This window comes from Streptomyces sp. NBC_00028, assembly GCF_045041065.1.
GTDB lineage: Bacteria > Actinomycetota > Actinomycetes > Streptomycetales > Streptomycetaceae > Streptomyces.
The window spans coordinates 2,255,055-2,272,197 of record NZ_CP108293.1 but is presented as its reverse complement, the minus strand read 5'-3'; the positions used below and the strand labels follow the sequence as shown (position 1 = coordinate 2,272,197).

General features: G+C 70.0%; 21 protein-coding genes. 9 read left to right on the top strand and 12 right to left on the bottom strand.

Features of this window, described 5'->3' with window-relative positions; translation table 11 throughout:
- Nucleotides 1–225 precede the first annotated feature (225 nt).
- The 12 genes from OG885_RS10055 to OG885_RS10000 all read right to left on the bottom strand — a co-directional run bounded on the left by OG885_RS10055 (nucleotide 226) and on the right by OG885_RS10000 (nucleotide 10,569).
- Nucleotides 226–708, bottom strand: coding sequence for a hypothetical protein (locus OG885_RS10055; RefSeq protein ID WP_405729288.1), 483 nt, complete (start codon nucleotides 706–708; stop codon nucleotides 226–228).
- Nucleotides 662–1,567: a hypothetical protein gene (locus OG885_RS10050; protein ID WP_405729285.1), complete on the bottom strand. Its 906-nt coding sequence runs from the start codon at nucleotides 1,565–1,567 to the stop codon at nucleotides 662–664. The genes OG885_RS10055 and OG885_RS10050 overlap by 47 nt, the downstream gene beginning before the upstream one ends.
- A gap of 119 nt (nucleotides 1,568–1,686) precedes the next feature.
- Complete coding sequence (locus OG885_RS10045) at nucleotides 1,687–2,433, bottom strand: hypothetical protein (RefSeq protein WP_405729282.1); 747 nt, start codon at nucleotides 2,431–2,433, stop codon at nucleotides 1,687–1,689.
- A 77-nt stretch (nucleotides 2,434–2,510) separates the two neighbouring features.
- A complete protein-coding gene (locus tag OG885_RS10040; RefSeq protein ID WP_405729279.1) occupies nucleotides 2,511–4,025 on the bottom strand; it encodes an ATP-binding protein in 1,515 nt (504 codons plus the stop codon).
- Nucleotides 4,026–4,070: 45 nt separating this feature from the next.
- Nucleotides 4,071–4,196 (bottom strand): hypothetical protein, encoded by a 126-nt coding sequence (locus OG885_RS10035; RefSeq protein ID WP_405729276.1) that lies wholly within the window; start codon nucleotides 4,194–4,196, stop codon nucleotides 4,071–4,073.
- 23 nt (nucleotides 4,197–4,219) lie between these two features.
- Nucleotides 4,220–4,684 carry a DUF6238 family protein gene (locus OG885_RS10030; protein WP_405729273.1) on the bottom strand — a complete coding sequence of 155 codons (465 nt, stop codon included), beginning with the start codon at nucleotides 4,682–4,684 and terminating at the stop codon, nucleotides 4,220–4,222.
- A gap of 59 nt (nucleotides 4,685–4,743) precedes the next feature.
- On the bottom strand, nucleotides 4,744–6,216 hold the full coding sequence (locus OG885_RS10025) for an SCO6880 family protein (RefSeq protein ID WP_405729270.1): 1,473 nt from the start codon (nucleotides 6,214–6,216) through the stop codon (nucleotides 4,744–4,746).
- Between the two features lie 88 nt (nucleotides 6,217–6,304).
- Nucleotides 6,305–7,669, bottom strand: a complete 1,365-nt coding sequence (locus tag OG885_RS10020) for an ATP-binding protein (RefSeq protein ID WP_405729267.1) — start codon at nucleotides 7,667–7,669, stop codon at nucleotides 6,305–6,307.
- Between the two features lie 41 nt (nucleotides 7,670–7,710).
- Nucleotides 7,711–8,397, bottom strand: a complete 687-nt coding sequence (locus OG885_RS10015) for a hypothetical protein (protein WP_405729264.1) — start codon at nucleotides 8,395–8,397, stop codon at nucleotides 7,711–7,713.
- Complete coding sequence (locus OG885_RS10010) at nucleotides 8,397–8,705, bottom strand: DUF6112 family protein (protein WP_171143247.1); 309 nt, start codon at nucleotides 8,703–8,705, stop codon at nucleotides 8,397–8,399. Before OG885_RS10010 ends, OG885_RS10015 begins: the two co-directional genes overlap by 1 nt.
- Before the next feature lie 244 nt (nucleotides 8,706–8,949).
- Nucleotides 8,950–9,315 (bottom strand): hypothetical protein, encoded by a 366-nt coding sequence (locus OG885_RS10005; RefSeq protein WP_405729261.1) that lies wholly within the window; start codon nucleotides 9,313–9,315, stop codon nucleotides 8,950–8,952.
- A gap of 141 nt (nucleotides 9,316–9,456) precedes the next feature.
- A complete protein-coding gene (locus OG885_RS10000; protein WP_405729258.1) occupies nucleotides 9,457–10,569 on the bottom strand; it encodes a C40 family peptidase in 1,113 nt (370 codons plus the stop codon).
- 522 nt (nucleotides 10,570–11,091) lie between these two features.
- Here OG885_RS10000 and OG885_RS09995 point away from each other — a divergent pair.
- The 9 genes from OG885_RS09995 (at nucleotide 11,092) to OG885_RS09955 (ending at nucleotide 17,136) form a co-directional block, all read left to right on the top strand.
- On the top strand, nucleotides 11,092–11,847 hold the full coding sequence (locus OG885_RS09995; RefSeq protein ID WP_405729255.1) for a DNA-methyltransferase: 756 nt from the start codon (nucleotides 11,092–11,094) through the stop codon (nucleotides 11,845–11,847).
- Between the two features lie 169 nt (nucleotides 11,848–12,016).
- The gene (locus OG885_RS09990; protein ID WP_405729252.1) at nucleotides 12,017–12,718 is read left to right on the top strand and encodes a DUF4913 domain-containing protein; all 702 of its coding nucleotides are present in this window, start codon (nucleotides 12,017–12,019) and stop codon (nucleotides 12,716–12,718) included.
- Nucleotides 12,715–13,203: a hypothetical protein gene (locus tag OG885_RS09985; RefSeq protein ID WP_405729249.1), complete on the top strand. Its 489-nt coding sequence runs from the start codon at nucleotides 12,715–12,717 to the stop codon at nucleotides 13,201–13,203. The genes OG885_RS09990 and OG885_RS09985 overlap by 4 nt, the downstream gene beginning before the upstream one ends.
- Nucleotides 13,200–13,919, top strand: coding sequence for a DUF3631 domain-containing protein (locus OG885_RS09980; protein WP_405729246.1), 720 nt, complete (start codon nucleotides 13,200–13,202; stop codon nucleotides 13,917–13,919). The genes OG885_RS09985 and OG885_RS09980 overlap by 4 nt, the downstream gene beginning before the upstream one ends.
- A 29-nt stretch (nucleotides 13,920–13,948) precedes the next feature.
- Complete coding sequence (locus OG885_RS09975) at nucleotides 13,949–14,410, top strand: GNAT family N-acetyltransferase (protein WP_405729243.1); 462 nt, start codon at nucleotides 13,949–13,951, stop codon at nucleotides 14,408–14,410.
- The gene (locus OG885_RS09970) at nucleotides 14,407–15,087 is read left to right on the top strand and encodes a hypothetical protein (protein ID WP_405729240.1); all 681 of its coding nucleotides are present in this window, start codon (nucleotides 14,407–14,409) and stop codon (nucleotides 15,085–15,087) included. Before OG885_RS09975 ends, OG885_RS09970 begins: the two co-directional genes overlap by 4 nt.
- A 47-nt stretch (nucleotides 15,088–15,134) precedes the next feature.
- Nucleotides 15,135–15,854 (top strand): hypothetical protein, encoded by a 720-nt coding sequence (locus tag OG885_RS09965; protein ID WP_405729237.1) that lies wholly within the window; start codon nucleotides 15,135–15,137, stop codon nucleotides 15,852–15,854.
- A gap of 389 nt (nucleotides 15,855–16,243) precedes the next feature.
- Entirely contained in the window at nucleotides 16,244–16,702 is a 459-nt protein-coding gene (locus OG885_RS09960; protein ID WP_405729234.1) for a hypothetical protein, read from the top strand.
- Complete coding sequence (locus tag OG885_RS09955) at nucleotides 16,699–17,136, top strand: hypothetical protein (protein WP_405729231.1); 438 nt, start codon at nucleotides 16,699–16,701, stop codon at nucleotides 17,134–17,136. The genes OG885_RS09960 and OG885_RS09955 overlap by 4 nt, the downstream gene beginning before the upstream one ends.
- Nucleotides 17,137–17,143 lie beyond the last annotated feature (7 nt).

Genomic DNA, 17,143 nt, shown 5'->3' with positions numbered 1-17,143 from the left:
TGTTGGTCTTCGAGTAGTGGGTGATGACGGCGCGGGCTTGCGCGTGACTGAGCGCGGGCGCCGGCTTCGGCGCGGCAGGTGTGGTGGCGTCCTTCTTCGTGGACGGGGCATTGTCGCTGATGCAGGCGGTGGCGGCCCCGGTGAGCAGCGCGGCAGAGACGAGCAGGGGCAGAGTGCGGCGGGCGGTGTGGATGGGCGTGCTCCAGGGTCTTGGTCGGGAGAGGATCAGCGGCTGCGGGAGGGAGCAGGGCTGTACGGGGTGGCAGGGACGGCGCTGGTCGTGCTGTGGCTGCGGGTCGGTGTCAGCGACACGAGCCGATCGGCCTGCTGATGGAGCCGGCCGCCGGCCTTGTTCAGCCGACCGCGAGCGCTGTCGATCCGCGCGTGCAGCAGGGCTCGAGTGGACTCGATCGCCGTAGTGCGCTGCGTCGAGCGGGGCGAGGCGGCGAGCTGGTGGAGGGCGCCGGCGTGGGCGACGGCGTCGCCGAGGTCGGCCAGGGCAGGCCCCAGGGCGCCGACCGTGAGCGTGAGTTGGGCGACCGTGCGGCGGGTGACGTCGGTCTCAGGGTCGCGTCCGCGTCGTACTGTGCGCGCGGCGAAGGCTGCCGCGGTGGTGAGGTGGGTGATCAGTCCAGCGACGTCGCGGACGCGGTCGTCGAGGTCATCGAGGTTGTCGACGCCGGAGTGCACCGAGTCGGTGAGCGGCAACTCGTCGGCCGCGTTGTGGATGCGCTCGGCCAGCGAGTGCAGCTGACCGACCTGGTCGTAGGAGAAGGGCAGATGGGGCTCCTGGAGGTGCGCGGCGGGGTACGGCGCGGTCAGCGGGTTCACGGGCCCGGACGTCCAGCCGTCGGTACGGCAGGAACAGGTGTCCCTGCGGGCGGAGATATCTGTGCTCTCGCGGCAGACGCTCGACGCGGTGGTGTGCAGTGGCGGGGGCTTCGTGCGCGGGTGCGGTGCTCGATACGGCGTAGTGGGCGCTGGAGGGGTGCATGCCGCCGAGGAGGGAGGGGGTGCCGTCGAGTTTGTCGAGCCATTTGAGGAGCTTGGGGAGGTTCTTGTCGGGCCCGTAGGCGAGGTAGGTGCCGTCGGCGCTGTCGCAGCCGAACCACTCGGCGATCTGCAGACGGGACCTGGAGTTGACGCGGCCCATGTGCACGCCCTTGCCGCGGGCCTTCGCCTCGCGGGCCAGCCGTTCGGCGACCGGGCCGAGTTTCCATTCGGTGGATCCGGCCAGGAAGAGGACGTCGAAGCTGTCCCAGGGCAGCAGCCCGGGTTGATCGCAGCCGTCCTGTGCTGCGAAGGCTGCGGGGACGCCCAGCTCTCGGATGCGGGCCAGCCACGGCAGCGACTCGGTGAGGGTGCCAGCGGCGTCGAACGGCTGGTCCGGGGCGAGCGCCCACAGGCAGCGATCCGGCCCGTACCTGTCGATGGTTCGCGTCAGCCAGGCGAACCACGCCTCGGTTCCGGGCCAGTAGCGGCCCTTGCCGTCGCTGTCGAACTTGGAGTTGTCGCAGGCATATAGGGCGCCTTCGAGGATGCGACTGCCTTGTGCCGGGGTGGTCATACAACCGAGGCGTCCCGCGCTCATCGCGGCCCGTATGTCAGGCCCTGAGGGAGTGCCGAGGTAGCGCACGGTGCACCTCCCCGGCGCCGCCACAGACAGTCATCCGCGCGAGGGCGCGGTCAGCGGTGATGGCCTCGGGCGGCCGTGGGCAGCGAGGGCGGCTGCGCGGCGGTTGTGGTCTGTGCGGCGTGGCGCAGGTTCACCCCGATGCCCTGCTCGGCGAGTCGGTGGGCGACCGCCTGAATCCGCAGAGCGCGACCGTCCTCGCCGTACACAGCGGGCAGCAGGAAGGCCGCCTGGTGCGGGTGGTATTGGAATCCGTGCACGTACAGCGTCATTCGCGCCTGCTCCGGGACGCTCGTATACGGCGCCCCGAGGGCTCCGTCGTCGTACCAGGTCAGCGTCACCACCTGGGCAACCTGCGGCGGAGCGGCCCGGTGCGGGGGCTCGGGCTGCTCGGCGGCGTTTCTGCGTACGGCCTGCAGCGCGCGTTCGTAGCGGGGAAGGAGCCGGCGGGCGATCCGGGTGGAGGCGCGTACGGGATCGTCCGGGACGGCGATGCCGTTCGGCTCGGCGACGCCGACGAAGTGGTGGGGCTTGAGGCGGGTGTCGTCCGGTTCGAGCGGGGCGACGACGAACTGGTGCGGGTGCAGTGGACGGTCGGTGACGTAGAGGCGCCGGTCGTCGGGTCCGTGCAGGACGGCGTCGTGGGTGAGGACGAACTCGCTGGCCACCCAGGCGACATGACCGTGGTCCCAGAGCTGTTCGGCGATGGGGAACTGGTCCTCGTAGGCGGAGTGGTGGTGGTACTCGCTTTTCCAGATACCCGGCAGGCGCAGGGCCAGGTGGGTGGCGAAGGTGTTCAAGTCGGTGCGGGATGGGTTCCCGGTGGTGAGGGCTGAAGAATCGCAGGTGGCAGCCGGTGCGGTCGGAAATCTTGGGGTCAGTGCATGCGGGCGTCGGTGTCGAAGAGCGCCAGCTCGTGGGGGTGAAGGAGGTGCTGCACGATGAAGCTGCGTCCCGCGACCTTCCAGAGCCCTCGACCACGGTTGAGGTGGGAGATCGCGTCGGCTTCCACGGATGTGAGTCCCAGCAGGGCTGCGGCAGCGTGGAGTTGGTCGGTCTCCTGGCGGTAGATGATGCGGGTCGAGCAGTCGGCGAGTAGGCCCTCGGCGAGCGCCCGGCCGCGAGATCCGGCGTCGCCCGCGGTGAGTAGATCGCTGAGCCGGTGTATGACCATCAGGTTGGCGATGCCCAGGCCGCGGCTCAGCTTCCACTGGGACTGCATTCTCGCGAGCAGACCGGGGTGGCGCATCAGGCGCCATGCCTCGTCGTAGACGATCCAGCGCCGGCCGCCGTTCGGATCGGACAGGGCGGATTCCATCCACGCGGAGGCGCAGGTCATGGCGAGGACGAGGGCGGTGTCGTCGCCAGATCCGCCAAGGCGCGACAGGTCGATGGTCAGCATGGGCGAGTTGGGGTCGAAGGCCACGGTGCTGGGCGCGTCGAACATGCCGGCCAAATCGCCGTGCACCAGGCGGCGCATGGCATGGGCCAGGTCGCGGGACGCGTCGCCGAGACGGCCGGACATGACGCCGCCGACCCGGTCGAGTTCGTCGGGGTCGTTGAGGGTGGCGGCGATGTCGCCGAGGAGCGGGGTGCGTCCGTTCGCGGCGGCGCGGGCGACGATGGCGTCCAGGGCGACGTCGAGGCCGGTGTGCTCCATCGGCAGGAGGTCCCGCCCGAGGACGGTGCGGGCCAGGGAGCCGAGGAGCAGCAGGCGGCGCTTGCGGATCTCGCCTGCCCAGTCGGTCTCGGAGACGCTGTTGGGGCGCGGCGCGGCGTCCAGCGGGTTGAGTTTGCCGGGCAGCCCGGGTCCGAGGGCGATGGACGTGCCGCCGAGAGCCTGTGCCACGGGCGTCCATTCGCCCTTCGGGTCACACGGGACGTAGACCCGGTAGCCGAATGCGATCGACCGCAGTGCGAAGCTCTTGGCGAGCGCCGACTTGCCCTGCCCGATCACCCCGGCCAACAAGATGTTGGGGTTGGTGAAGCCCTCGATCTTGCCGTACAGCGCGAACGGGTCGAAGCAAAAGGACGCCTCCGCGTGGACGTCGCGGCCGATGTAGATGCCCTCGGCGCCGAGGCCGCCTTCGGCGAGGAACGGGTATGCCCCGGAGGCGGTGGCGGTGGTCATGCGGTGGGCAGGCAGCTTGATCTTGTTGCTGCGGGAGGACGCGGGGCCGGGGCGTCCGGCCGGTGGGAAGAGCGGCGCCGGCATCTCGTGCTCGGCTGCGCCGGAGCCGCCGGTGTGGGTGGCGGCTTCGGTGCGTGCCTTGGCGGCGGCCTCGGCGAGCTGTCGGCGGGCGGCCTTGCGCGAGGCGCGGTCGGTGCCGTGCGGGGTGAACAGCGGGCTGGCGCTGGCGCGGCGGGCGCGACGCGCGGACCTGTGGCTCATGGCGGATGGCTTTCACGTGTCGGAGTTCAGGGCACACTGCGCAGGTCAGACGTGTGGTGAGGCGCTGAACAGGAGCAGCTTGCGGCAGCCCGGGCCGTCACCGGACCAGCCCAGTTCGATGAGCGTGGCGACGATGACGGCGGTGGAGGTGGAGCGCTTGAGGTTGCGCATGCGGGGCCTTTCGGCGGTGGGGGTCACTGGGCGCAGGTAGTGGTGCGGCCGGGTGCCGGGGTGTTGAGGTCGGCCGGTGTGGTCTTGCGGCGTACGGCGTGGCCGACGGCGAGGTGGCGTTGGCAGATGGTCAGGACGGGCGGTCCCTCGGGGAGGCGCTCGGGGTGGCATTCGGAGCAGGTCTCGTCCGCCACAGGAAGGAGGTGGAAGGCGTCGTGGACGGCGGCGGTAGCTTGCCACAGCCGGGTGTGGGCCGTGGCGAGCTGTCGGCCGGCGGCGGGATGCGGGGGCCTGGTGGTTTCGGCGAGCTGGTCGAGCAGCTGATGCAGGGCGGTGAGATGGGCGTGTAGCACGTCGAGGTGTGCGCGGTCGGTGGGAGAGGCCGGGTGCTGTGGGTGAGTGGCGAGGGTGCGCGCGTGGTGGCGGATGCCGGCACCGGCGGCCCGCAGGTACGGGTACGCGTCTCCGACGGGGATGGCAGAGGTCAAAGGGGAAAGGTTCCTTCCCGCCGCGGCGGCAGGACGTCGGCGGATGGCCGGTGCGGGCGTTACAGGGCCGTGCGGGCGAGGGGGAGGGCGCCGAGCGTGAACGCCTCGGGCTGCTGGAAGTTCAGGCGCCGCAGGTCGACTTGGGCGGTGACGGCGGCGGTTTCGATCTGGGCGCAGGCGGCGTCGAGGTGGGCGTCGGTCTCGGCGCTCACGGTGAGCAGTCCGGTCAGGGCGACGTCGGCGTGCCCGGCGATCAGCTGGCGTTCGCGGGTCTTGGCGTCCGCGTACTCCACGGAGTCGGCTTCGGAGTCGACCTGTCCGCGTCGCGACCGCTCTGTGGCATCGGCGATGATCGCGGCCTTCTTGCGCTGCACGTCGCGCATGGCGGACTCGAGCCCTTGCGGCACGTATATAAGGGAGAGGGTGCGGCGGACCCCGGCGGTGAACATGAGTCCGTGCAAGAACCCTGCCGAGGTTTCGGTGCGCGGCCAGTCCTCGACCCAGTAGGTGGCGTGCCGGGCGGTGTCGGTGGCGAGCCGGTCGTATTCCTCGACCTGGACCACGGGCCCGGCAGCGGCCGGGTCTGCCTCGGCTCGCCCGGACTCCGACCACTGCTGCAGTGCGGAGAGCGCCTTGGGGGCGTAGGCGGTGCGGATGACGGCGGCGATCTCGCGCGCGGAGAGCCAGCCGGTCACCATCAGTCCGGCGCTGCGGGCGGCCTGGGCGATCGAGCTGGTGGTCTGCTCCATCACCGTGAACGAGCCGGGAAGGCCGCCGCCAGCCTGGGAGATGAGGCGCTTGGCCGCCTTCAGATCGAGGGAGATCGCCAGATACGCCTCGTGCGGGGCGGCGGCGGGTCCGGCGGAAGCGACCAGTTCGCTGTAGACCTGCCCGGCCACCGGTGTCTCGGGGTGGCCCTGCTGGGTCCAGTGCCGTGCGAGGGTGTCGCCGCTGTCGGGGACGGTGCGCTCCAGGACCTGCACCGTAGCCACGTGTCCGGTACGGGCGATGCCGGCCAGGGCCCGCCCCCAGCTGCTGACGTTGTGGTTCTGAGTGGCCGGGTCGAGGAGTGCGAAGGCTCTGCTGGAGACGCGGGCGACAGCGGTCAGGGTCTGGCCGTGCGGGTCGTGGACGGCAGCGGCACCGTTGGTGGAATCGCCGGGCGTGACGACGCGCAGCGAGGCGGTGGTGCCGGGCAGGTGCAGGATGCCGTCCTGGCGGGGCCGGGTGACGGGCCGGGCCAGCCACAGGCTCTGGCCGGTGCGCCGCCGCTGGGCGAAGCGCAGCACGATCGGCGCCCAGTCGATCAGCGAGCGGCCGTGCCGTCGAATGACGACCAGGGCGGCGACGGCGGCCCACAGCGGGGTGAGGGCGAAGGTGCCGAGCAGCCCCGTGGAGATCACCGTGACCAGGAGCAGTGCCAGCGAACTGGACACGAGGACGAGTTGGGGCAGGGAGAGGCCGAGCAGGATGCCGCGCCGGGAGCGGTGGGGGAATTTGACGGTGAGCGGTGTGACGATGAGATCAGACAAGGGCCGTTCCGGTGGTGCGCGGGGTGGTGGCCGGGGCGGCGCACGGCGACGAAGTCAACGGCGCGCGCCGCCCTGGAGTTGGGCAAGGTCACAGACCGGTGGGCGGTGGCGGTTGCGTTCCCGTTCCGTTGGCGGTTGTGGCCGGGCCCGGCGCGGGCGGGGCGCCTTGAGGTGGCGGTGCCGAGGCTGCGGTGCCGGGCTGCGACATGAAGCCGCTGCCGCCGGACGGAGATCCAGGACTGCCGCCCTGTCCGGGTGCGCCGCCGATCTGATCAGTGGTGTCGTCACGGGGGCTGGTCGGCCGGGGCTGGACGGCCTTGTCCAGACCGTTCTTGATCCCCTCGTTCCCGGACGACGGAGCGTTTGAGCTGCCGCCTTCCGTGCCGGTGCCCGGAGTGGGGTTGGCGGCGATGTCGCCGGGGAAGCCGCCCGGAACGGATTCTGGGCCCTGGGGAGCGGCGCTCGCTCCGGCCGCGCCACCACCGGTTCCGGTGGAGGCGACCGCAGCGGCGGCCTTGCGTCCGGCGCGCTCGGCGTGCTGGCGGGCCATCTGCGCGCCGGCTCCGCCGGAGCGGTGCAACGTTTCTGCGTCGGAGCCTTCGGAGGCGGCCCAGTGCACGAACTTGAATGTCGCGTACGGGCACAGCAGCACCAAGGCCATGATGACGATGCCGGCCATGACGTCGGCGAGGGCGGCGATGCCGTCCTTGGCCTCGGTCTTGCCCATCGCGGCGATCCCCAGGACGAAGATCACGGTCATGAGCAACTTGGAGACGACGAGGGTGGCGGTGGCCTCGATCCAGCCCCTGCGCCAGCGCCGGGCGACCTCCCATCCGCCGCCGGCTCCGGCGAAAACGGCCAACGTGACCATGACGAGGATGCCGACCTTGCGGGCCACCATCACGCACCAGTAGAGGATGGCGCCGATCGCGGCGCCGACGCCGACGAAGACGGCGACCAGCCAACCCAGTGCTTCCAGGCCCGGGATCTGGGAGACCTTGACGATGCGGCGTACCGCGGTGGCGATGTCCGTGTTGGCGGCCTTGAACAGCCCGGCAGAGAGCGCGTCGACCACCTCGATGGCGACGGTGGTGAAGGCGATCGCGGTGAAGGCGAACAGGACACCGGTGGCGGTGCCGGTGAATGCCTGGGTCAGGGCCTGGCCGTCGCGGCGGATCGCGGCGCGCAGGAGCTGGGCGCAGAACGTGGCGACGAGGCATATCAGGCCGATTGGCAGGATCATCTCGTAGTTCTCACGGAACCACGTCGCGTTGAGGTCGACCTTGGTGGTGGTGTCGACCGCCTCTGCGGCCAGGTCGGCGGCGGCTGCGGCGAGTTCGCCCGCGCTCTTGGCCATCCAGTTACCGATGGCCGTACCGGGGTCGGAGGCGAAATCGACGGCGTCGCCGACGGCACACAAGGTGCCGGTGAGGGGGAGGTCGCAAAAGCCCAAAGGGGAGTCACCCCTCCTTTCTCAGGTGGGCTCAGGGGGTGTCAGGGCGCGACGCTCGGGGCGATGGCGACCAGCGAGCAGTTCGCGTTGGGGCGGCACTGCACGGCGAGGGTGAGGGAGCGGTCCTCGGCTCCTGCCCCGCCCTTCTTCCAGACGATCTGCTGCTTGCCGGTGACGGTGACGGCGTAGATGTACGCCTCCGTGATCGCCGACGGATCGTCCGCCAGTGCTTCCTTGAACGCCGAGGGGTAGTGGCCCTCGGTGATGGTGGCCGTGGCGTACTGGTTCTGGTCAGCCATCCGCGACCACAGCACCGGATCCGGCACCTGCGCGCTGATCGAGGACCAGCCGGCGTACTGCGTCTCTGTCGTCAGCCACGCCCGCATTCCGGCGATCTGCTGATCACGGCTGGTGGTGCGGGTGTCGTACGACCACAGCATCGAGGCGGCAGCCTTGGCGAAGGCGACCGGGTCTGCCAGCTGCGGGGGATTCGCGACTCGGACAGCCCCTGCCGATGCTGGCGCGCTGGCGGAAGAAGAGGTGCTGCTGTTTGATCCTGCAGACGGTTCGGCGGTCTGGCTTTCGTTGGCTGTGGTGCGGCCGGTGAGCAGGGCGACGACGGCGGCGAGGGCCAGCAGGACGGCGAGGCCGGCCGCGATGACCAGGGTGCGCTGGCGGGTCGACCAAGCGAGGCCGTAGCCGGACAGGGAGGGGATTCGTTTCGGCATCAGTGGACTTGCGACCCCAAGGCGGAAAAGAACGCCACGATCCCGTTGGCGGCGCCGAGGCCGAGGGCGGCGCCGGCCGAGACGACAGCGCCCTTCTTGCCGTTGGCTTCGGCCTGATGGCCGCCGGTGTGGTGGCCCCAGGCCCACACGCCCAGGGAGACGGCGAGCGCGCCGACGACGGCGACGATCGCGAACAGGTTGATCGAGTTGACGACGTTCTTCAGCACGGCGAGGCCGGGCAGCCCGCCGCCGGAGGGCGTGATGCCGGGGTCGTAGGCCAGGTACTGCACGGTTGAGAGCAGGTGCAACAAGGCTCCTTGGGCACGCCGAAGCCCGGCGCGCGGGAATCACAGAAGGTGAGAAGGGACGAGACGATTGCCATGAGACGGAGGGCCGACGAGCGGGGCGGAAGACAGCTGGCCCGGTCGGCGTCCGAGAGGGCGGATCGGACACGGCAGGCGTCGTGCCGAGGTTGAGGCGAGGCCACGGATCGGGCCATGCTGCTGCCGATGGCGCTGTGGCTCAGACTCCGAACGGGCTGCCGGGGGTGGGCTACTTCGGGATCGACGGGGTGGGCGCTCCGTTGGTGCCGTACGGATTGGCGCACTTGTAGATCACGTAGCCCCGCAGCTTCCTTCCGTCGGACTTACGGGTCACGGTGCCCCGGGTCCACCACGTCTTGGTGGCCTTCCGGTAGACCCACTGGTCGTAGGTGATCTTGTCGTTGCGGTAGGCGACGCCGACTGCGGTGGCCGTTGTCGAGGGTGACTTGCGGACCTTGACCGCGCTGCACGAGATCTTGGTGGTACCGGTGTCGTACGCCTGTGCCGTGGAGGCGGTGGCCAGGCCGCCGGCAACGATGGCCAGGCCCAGAGAGGTTGCCGCGAGGGCGCGCTGGGCGCGGTGGCGGGTTGTCAAGGAGATGCTCCGTACTGTCAGGGAAGGGGAGGAGCAGGACGGTGTGTCCTGCGGGGGCTGTCCGCGAGGAGGGCGGACGAGGCCCCGGGGGGTATTCCGGCCAGGAGTGGTGGGCCGGGGTTGCCGAACTCCGGCCGGGGGTCAGATGACCCGGCGGGCGGCGAGGACGTCCCAGTCCGCAAGAGACGTGATGCGAACGGGCTTTCCAGTCCTTGGTGCCTCGATCGCGAGTCCGGAGCCGATGTACATGCCGACGTGTTCGGGGCGGGCGGCGCTGCCGCGGGAGAAGATCAGGTCACCGGGCTCAAGTGCCTTGGTGGAGACGGCCTTGCCCTCGTTGATCTGCGTGTAGGTGGTGCGGGTGAGCGGGATGCCGGCGTGTGCGTATGCCTGCTGGGTCAGCGAGGAGCAGTCGCAGCGGCCCATCGGGTCGGGGCCGTGCGGCGCGGTGCAGGTACCGCCCCATTGGTACATCGTGCCGAGCTGCGCCATCGCCCAGGCGATTGCCTTGCGTACCGTGGGATCGGCGTCCTTCGGGATCGAGTAGCCCCTCGGTACCGATCCTTCCGGGATGGTGCCGTACCCCGAGCCGTCCTCCGTTGCCGCGCAGGCCGTGGTGTTGGAGGCGGTGTCCGTCTCGCGGGTGTCCTGGTCGGCGTCGGGGAACGTGGCGGCGATCGCTGTCTGCAGGGCGGTCGCCAGGTCCTCCCACTGCGCGTAGGCGTTGGGGTATGCCGAGTGCTGGACCGCCTGTGCAGCCTGGGTGACGGTTAGCTGCTGCCAGCCGCCGACCTTTAGCAGGTGCTTGTAGAACTGCTCGCTCGCGTAGACCGGGTCGCGGATGTGCTGCGCGGTTCCCCACCCCTGGCTGGGGCGCTGTTGGAACAAGCCGAGGCTGTCCCGGTCCCCGGAGTTGAGGTTGCGCAGCCGTGATTCCTGCATGGCGGTGGCAACCGCGATGATCTGCCCCTTCTTGGGCACGTCAAGGCTGATGCCGGTGGCCACGATGGTCTGCGCGTTGGGGATCTGCTCGGCCGGCAGGTCCAGGCCCTGGATGTGGACGTCCTTGCCGGACGCACCGTCGAGGAGCTTGGTGACTTCCTTGGTCACTTCGGCGGTGTCGATGCCGGTCAGACATCCGCTGAAGGACGTGGTGGTGGAGGCTTCGCTGGAGGACGCCATCATCATGGCGGTGCCCGCGAGCAGGAGCGGAGAGAGGACGACGACGCCGATGCAGGCGGCTATGCCCTTCAATCCGGTCCGCCTCCCGGACGGCGGTCACGGGCCGGCGGACGGATCGCGGGCAGGGGAGGGTAGAGCGATGTCACAGCGAGGTCCTTGGTGAAGTCCCGGCGGCGCGTGCGTCGTTGAGGAAAGGGCGCGACGGCCGGGTGGTGGGTCATTCAGGTGGCCCAGGGTGCGTTGCGAGTTGCCGCTCGCGTCGGCACGGGGCGTCAGGTCAGTTGTGCCAGGGCATGGGGTACCTCTGTGAAGGCAGGGGCGGGGATGTGCCATCGGCGGTGTCCGCCGGGCAGTTCCAAAACAGTAAGGGCGGATCCCCGGTTGCCGAAATCGTTCGTGATCAAGGCTCTACTTCGGGGTTTTCGGCGACGATAGCGCTCAACCGGGGATCGTGCCCTACAGTTTTGGCTCCTCCCCTCGCCCCCTCACGTCGTAGACCGCGGAGCCGTCCGCCCGTATTCGGTCCTGTGAGGTTATCCAGGCGAGCTGGAGCGTCTCGCCCTCATCTCACACGACCCGAATTGGGGTATCTCTTTGCCTTTCTCCCTGCATCAGGGCGACGCGCTCGGTGTCCTCGCTGGGTTGCCGGACAACTGCGTCGACTCCGTCATCACCGACCCGCCGTACAACAGCGGCGGTCGTACGGCGAAGGAGCGCACAAGCCGGTCCGCGAAGCAGAAGTACACCTCCGCCGAGGCCGCGCGCGAGCTGCCGGACTTCACCGGCGAGAACATGGATCAGCGCAGTTACGGCTTCTGGCTCACCCAGATCATGACCGAGGCGCACCGGCTGACCAAGGTCGGCGGAACCGCGCTGCTGTTCACCGACTGGCGGCAGCTGCCGATCACCACGGACGCCATCCAGGCCGCCGGCTGGCTGTGGCGGGGCGTGCTCGCCTGGCACAAGCCGCAGGCCAGGCCGCAAAAGGGGCGCTTCACGCAGAACTGCGAATTCATCGTCTGGGCGTCCAACGGTCCGATCGATGCCGCCCGTAACCCGGTCTACCTGCCGGGCCTCTACAGCGCTTCGCAGCCCAGTGGCAAGGCGCGCCAGCACATTACCCAGAAGCCGGTCTCCGTCATGCGGGAGCTGGTGCAGATCGCTCCGCAGGGCGGCACGGTGCTCGACTTCACTTGCGGATCCGGCTCGACCGGGGTCGCCGCGCTGCTGGAGGGACGCGATTTCATCGGCGTTGAGAAGACGAAGCCCTACGCCGAGATCGCTGCCGAACGCCTCACCGAGACCCTGCAACAGACCCTTTCCCAGGATGACTTGACGCTGACTGCCTGAGGCTGAAACTCGCGCGCGGCGCGGCAAGCGGCGCCCTTCGCGCGTGGTCCCGCCGCGTCGTGCGCAGCGTGATAGCAGCCAATCCCCGGTTACCGAAACCGGGGATTCTCTGGATGGTTGGAGCCGCAATCAACGCCCTATGGCTGCGGCCCAAGGAGGACCCTTTTTCGTGCCTGAATCCATAAACCCCTCGGAGGACGCGGAGAAGGATCCGGTCCAGATATTCGACTCTACTCTGGCCTCGGAGGAGGGAGAGCTGGAGCCGGTGCGGCTGCCGGAGGCTGGTTTGGCGAGGGTCGAGGCGAACGTCGCCATGCTGCTGGATCGATCCGCGCGGCACGAGCGTCAGATCGATGACCTCTCGGCGGCACCACCGCCACCGGACTCGCCGTTTGCCGCCTACGGACTGCCGGGGTTCGCGGGCCTGCCGCCCGCCCCCGCGCCGCCCGAGCCGCGTCCGATCCTTGAGCTTGAGGACGAGGAGTACGAGGACGAACTCGACGCGCTCAGTGACTGGGTCGACGACTTCCTCCTCCGGGTCTACGGGGCAGAGGTCACCACGGCCGCCCCGTGGTGCGAGCAGTGGCAGGAGCACTCCGACGTCGTCGCCTGGCTTCACGCCCTGTGGCTGGCCTACCAGCAGCACAAGGATCCCGAGGCCGGATTGAGCGGCCCGTTCGTGTGGCACCGGGACTTCCTCACCCACGCCATGGCCACCGTCCGTGCGGCCGGTGGTCCGCTGTCCGCGTGCATGACCGATCCGGACCGGCCCGCGCACCGCCTGCTGCCCGGCCCCCGGGCCTCGAACCGGAACACCTCCGCCACCGAGGAGTACGAAGAAACCGGCGAGCTGGGCCAGGCCGAGGGATGACCGGCCACGAGGACCGGCCTGCGTTCGGCCTGTCCTTCGACCCTCGCGCCCTGACCGACCTCCTGCAAGCCCCCGGCGACATCCGCGACCTGGCACTGGCCCAGCTCCAGGACGTCGTCAATGCCCGTCTGTTCGGCGCCAAACTCACCCGCGACCTTGCCGGCTGCCGCAAGGTCTACGTCGATCATCGCAATGCCTGGCGCATCGTCTACGCCCAGCGGCCGGCGCCCGCGAACTCCACGCACACCACCGAGATCCACGTCGTGGCCGTACGCCCGCGCGAAGCGCACGACGTGTACGACACCGCCCGCGCCCGCCTCGGCATCCGCCGTAGCCCCCTGGGCGAGCGCACCCATGCGGCCCGCACCCGCTCGCCGCAACTGGGCACCCGCCCGCCCGTCCCCAAGCCCGGACCACCGCCTTACACGATGCCCGGCCTTCCCCATCCCGCACCGCCCCCGACCCTGAAGGGCCCCGTTCGTTGAGGCAGTTCCTCACCCTGATCGACCACGTCGCCGCCGCCGTACTCGCGCCGACCCAGGTCACCGAGAACCCGCACCACCGCGCCATCCTCGACGTATTCGTCGAGATCCAGGACCTCGACCGGCAGCTCGCCGAGTTCGCCAGCATCGAGCTTCCCGGCGTCAGCCCCTCCGAGCAGCTCACTACCCTGACCGACCTGCTGGTCGAACGGATGTCCGTCGGCGCAGAGCTGAGCGCGCTCCTGGCCACCTCCCGCTGCTGCGCCGCCGCGTTCGAAGCTGCGCCCCCGGCCGAGTACGAACCGCTGGACGACGAGGAACCCGGCTTCGACCCGGACTTCGACAACTTCGAAGGGTTCGACGACTCCGATGAGCCCGACGACCTCGACGACTGCGACGAAGTCCACGAGGACACGTGCGAGGAGTTCCTGTCCTGCCCCAGCAGCCCGCAGACGATCGTGCGCGCCTGCCTCACCGTCTTCGAAGACGAGGGCGGCCCGGAGTACGTGAGCACCGCAGAGCTGGTCGAGCGCCTGCGCGATCTGCCTGGCCAGGCCGAGGAACGCTGGAGCTACGCCGACCTCACTCCGCTGCGGCTGGGGCTGCTCCTGCGCGGCTACGGAGTACAGCCCTGCAAGCCGCGAGCGGCTGACGGCAGCCGCTACCGGGCCTACCGGCGGGCCGACCTGCTGGCCGTCCGCCCAATGTGCTCCTGCTGAGGCACCCCGCCCTCGCGCGCAGCCGGCGGGTGACGGAGGAGGACTGGGACCTGGTCGCCGCCTTCCACGCGCAGTGCTCCGAGCAAAACCTGCTGCGCCGCTGGGGCCGTACCCGCCTGACGCCCCGCGACCTGTCCCAGCTGCTTGCCCACGCGCAGTGCTGGATCGGGCTCGGCGCCGACGAACGGCCTGTGGCCCTGGTCTGCGTCGGGCCCGTCAGCCGGGAGCCGGGGGTCTTCGACCTGGGACTGCAGGTCGTCGACCACTGTCAGCGTCAGGGCATCGGCACGGCCCTGGCCCGCCAAGCCGCCCGCCTCGCCCGTGCGCGAGGAGCCCGCACCCTCTCCGCGTTCACCCAGGCGTCGAATGCGCCCATGCTCCGGTTGCTCGACCGGCTCGGCCCGGCATCGCACACCCGCGACGGCCCGTACGTCGAGGTCCGGCTCGCCCTGGACGCGCTCGCCCCGGACCCAGGAACCGCTCCGCCATGACCTCACTCCCATCCGGCGAGTCGATGCCCACCGCTCTCGATCAGCGGATCGAGGCCGCCGTGGGCTACGGCGTCGAGGAGCTGCACCGGCACCACGACGGCGGACTCCTCGACGCACCACACGCGGCCCTGGCCGACGCGCATGGCGAGCTGCTGGCGGCCGAGCGGGACGTCACCTTCCACCGTGTCCGTCTCGCCCGCCTCGCCTCCAGCCAACTTCCCGTGGACCAGACGCTGTTCGCCCGGATCGAGCGCACCCTCGATCAGCTGGCCACGGCCGCCGCCGTCCGCGACGCGAAGCAATCCGTAGCAGCCGCAGCGCTGGCACCGATCGAGGCCGCCGCTCCTCGGCAGACGCCACTGCAGATCGCGACGAAGGACGTCGCGGCTCTGCTTGCCATCGCCCAGGGCGCCAAACTGCATGAACACCTCGTCACGCATCGCCTCGCGGTGGCGACTCCCACGCGCACCCGCATCTCCTACGCCCAGCTGCAGCGCCTGGAGGCGATGAGCCTGGTGGAGCGCGACACCGCGCACCCGGTGCACGCCGGTCAGCCCGTCACCCTCACCGATGCCGGCCGCGCCGCACTGACCGCACCCCGCCGCGCGGGCCCGCCCGGGACCACGCCCGCGCCCCTGCCGCCGGCCCTCCCCGCCGTCTCCCGTACCCGCCGCTGAACCGCGGTGCGCGCACGGCGCCGCCGGGGCCACGACCGAAAGTTCCGATGCCCAACTACGAACCCGACTTCCGCCTCGACGGATACGAAGCCGTCAACGACCATATTGACGATCAGTTCTGGGGGCACATCGGCAGCCAGCAGGACTCGATGACCGTCCTTGCCGACCACCACAGCGACGACGCCGTGCACAGCTTCTACGCGATGCACAACCGCGCCGTCACTTGGGGCATCCCCGGCGCACCGCAGCTGGTCGCCCTGCACCTCAAACGCGACCCGACCACGCGCACTTACCGCTTCACGCACAAGGAACTGCCGCTGCCGTCCATGGCCCAGTCCTGGCTGATCGCCCGCGGCTGCCCCGAGGAGGAGATCCTCCTGCCCGACGGCATGGGCACCGCCCCAGCAGACGAAACCACCCGCGCCCTGGAGAAGCGGCTACGCAGCGACGGCGACCACTTCGCCTACGGCACCAGTTACACCGACGACGCCAGTAACCCGGTGCAGACCACGGTGATGCTCCGCGCCATGGATGAGAAGGCGGCACTGCCCTACCGCGTGCTCCTCGAAGTGGCCGACACCACCACATGGACACACACCCTGCGCGAGGGCGGCTTCCAGACCTTCGAGGCCGCCACCCAGTGGTGGGAGGCGCACTGGAACGGCGAGAAGCCCCCGTTGCCGACAGCCTCGTCGGCGACCCGACCTGTCACTGCCTTCCCCAGCCTGCTGCCCCGCCCCGCCCCGCCGCACGGGCCCAGCCGCTGAAGTCCCGTTAATCCCGGGGGAATTCGATTCTCTGCCCATGCGAAGTGGCATCAGGTGTGCGCGAGGCGGCGCGGAACATAGCAGGAAATCCCCGGTTACCGAAACCGGGGATTCTCTGGACTCTTGTTCTCATCCCGTACGGCATCCGCGCGGGGCGGCTTCCGCATTCTCTCTCCATTCCATAGAGGTCAATTCCGCATGCCCACAACCCGATTCGCCACGTCCATTGCTGTTCTCGATGCCACTACATCTCCGATAAGGCCGTAGGCGTAACGGACTGGGGTGTCCGGAACGTACGTCTACGCGAGGTCTAAATGTGCCTGACTAGGCGAACGGCGCCCCATTCCCCTTTCCCGCACCGGAATTTCCACAACGAAGGGAGCACTTTCGTGCTCGACGCCAGCGAAGACGTGATGGGCGTCATCACCGAGCGCATCGAGGACCGATTCCAGATGCCGCTTTCCGATCTGCGCCGGGCCGTCGAGGCGGCACCACACGCCAACCCCGAGGCCACCGCCGTCGTGCACTGGTACGGCCTGCTCGCCGAAGCGCAGCAGGCCCTCGACACCGCCGAGGACGCCCTCGTCAAGGCGCTGGGCACACAGTCGCCGGACGTACTCGACGACCCAGTGATGGAGTTGGCCCACCAGGTCAACGCCGCGGTCGCCTCCCGCGACGGCCGCGCCATGGTCGTGAAGTACCTCCTCGACCCCAACGCACCCCGCAAGCACGGACCCGCGGTCTGGCGCGGCGCGTCCCCGGCCGCCCGTCCTGCTCCGGCCCTGCCCACGTCACCGCCCATGCTGCCCAGCACACCGAACACCACAGCACGCGGGGCCACACGGTGAGTGTCATCGACAAGCCCAGCAGCCGAGACGCGGCCCTGCAGGAAGGCTTTGGCGCCGAGGTGGCCGAACTGTACGCGCAGGCCGCCCGCGGCGAGGCCAACGCCGCACTCCAACGGGCACTGGAACTTCGCAGCTTCCTCGCTCTCGCCGAGGAGCAGGTGGCCCGCGTCCGAGACCGCATCCACGCCGAGACGGCCGCCGACGGCGACATGGACGATCTGTCCGCCGAGAAGCTGCGGTGGGACGCGGAGTGGATGGATGCGGCTCTGGCCGGCCGGGACGGCTACACCGCCGCACTCGACGAGCTGCTGCGCACCATGCCGGCGCCGAACCAAGTCACATCGGCACGCGCCGGATTGAGTCCCAAGATCGCCGCCACCAGTCCGCCCGCCCCGGTAGCTCGCGCCGGGGCGGCGCGGATGCGACGCCCCTGAAAGTCCA

Coding starts and splice junctions, on each gene's coding strand:
- OG885_RS10050 (WP_405729285.1), bottom strand. CDS start 1,567: ATGACCACCCCGGCACAAGGCAGTCGCATCCTCGAAGGCGCCCTATAT.
- OG885_RS10040 (WP_405729279.1), bottom strand. CDS start 4,025: ATGAGCCACAGGTCCGCGCGTCGCGCCCGCCGCGCCAGCGCCAGCCCG.
- OG885_RS10035 (WP_405729276.1), bottom strand. CDS start 4,196: ATGCGCAACCTCAAGCGCTCCACCTCCACCGCCGTCATCGTCGCCACG.
- OG885_RS10015 (WP_405729264.1), bottom strand. CDS start 8,397: ATGCCGAAACGAATCCCCTCCCTGTCCGGCTACGGCCTCGCTTGGTCG.
- OG885_RS09985 (WP_405729249.1), top strand. CDS start 12,715: ATGACCGGCCACGAGGACCGGCCTGCGTTCGGCCTGTCCTTCGACCCT.
- OG885_RS09970 (WP_405729240.1), top strand. CDS start 14,407: ATGACCTCACTCCCATCCGGCGAGTCGATGCCCACCGCTCTCGATCAG.
- OG885_RS09965 (WP_405729237.1), top strand. CDS start 15,135: ATGCCCAACTACGAACCCGACTTCCGCCTCGACGGATACGAAGCCGTC.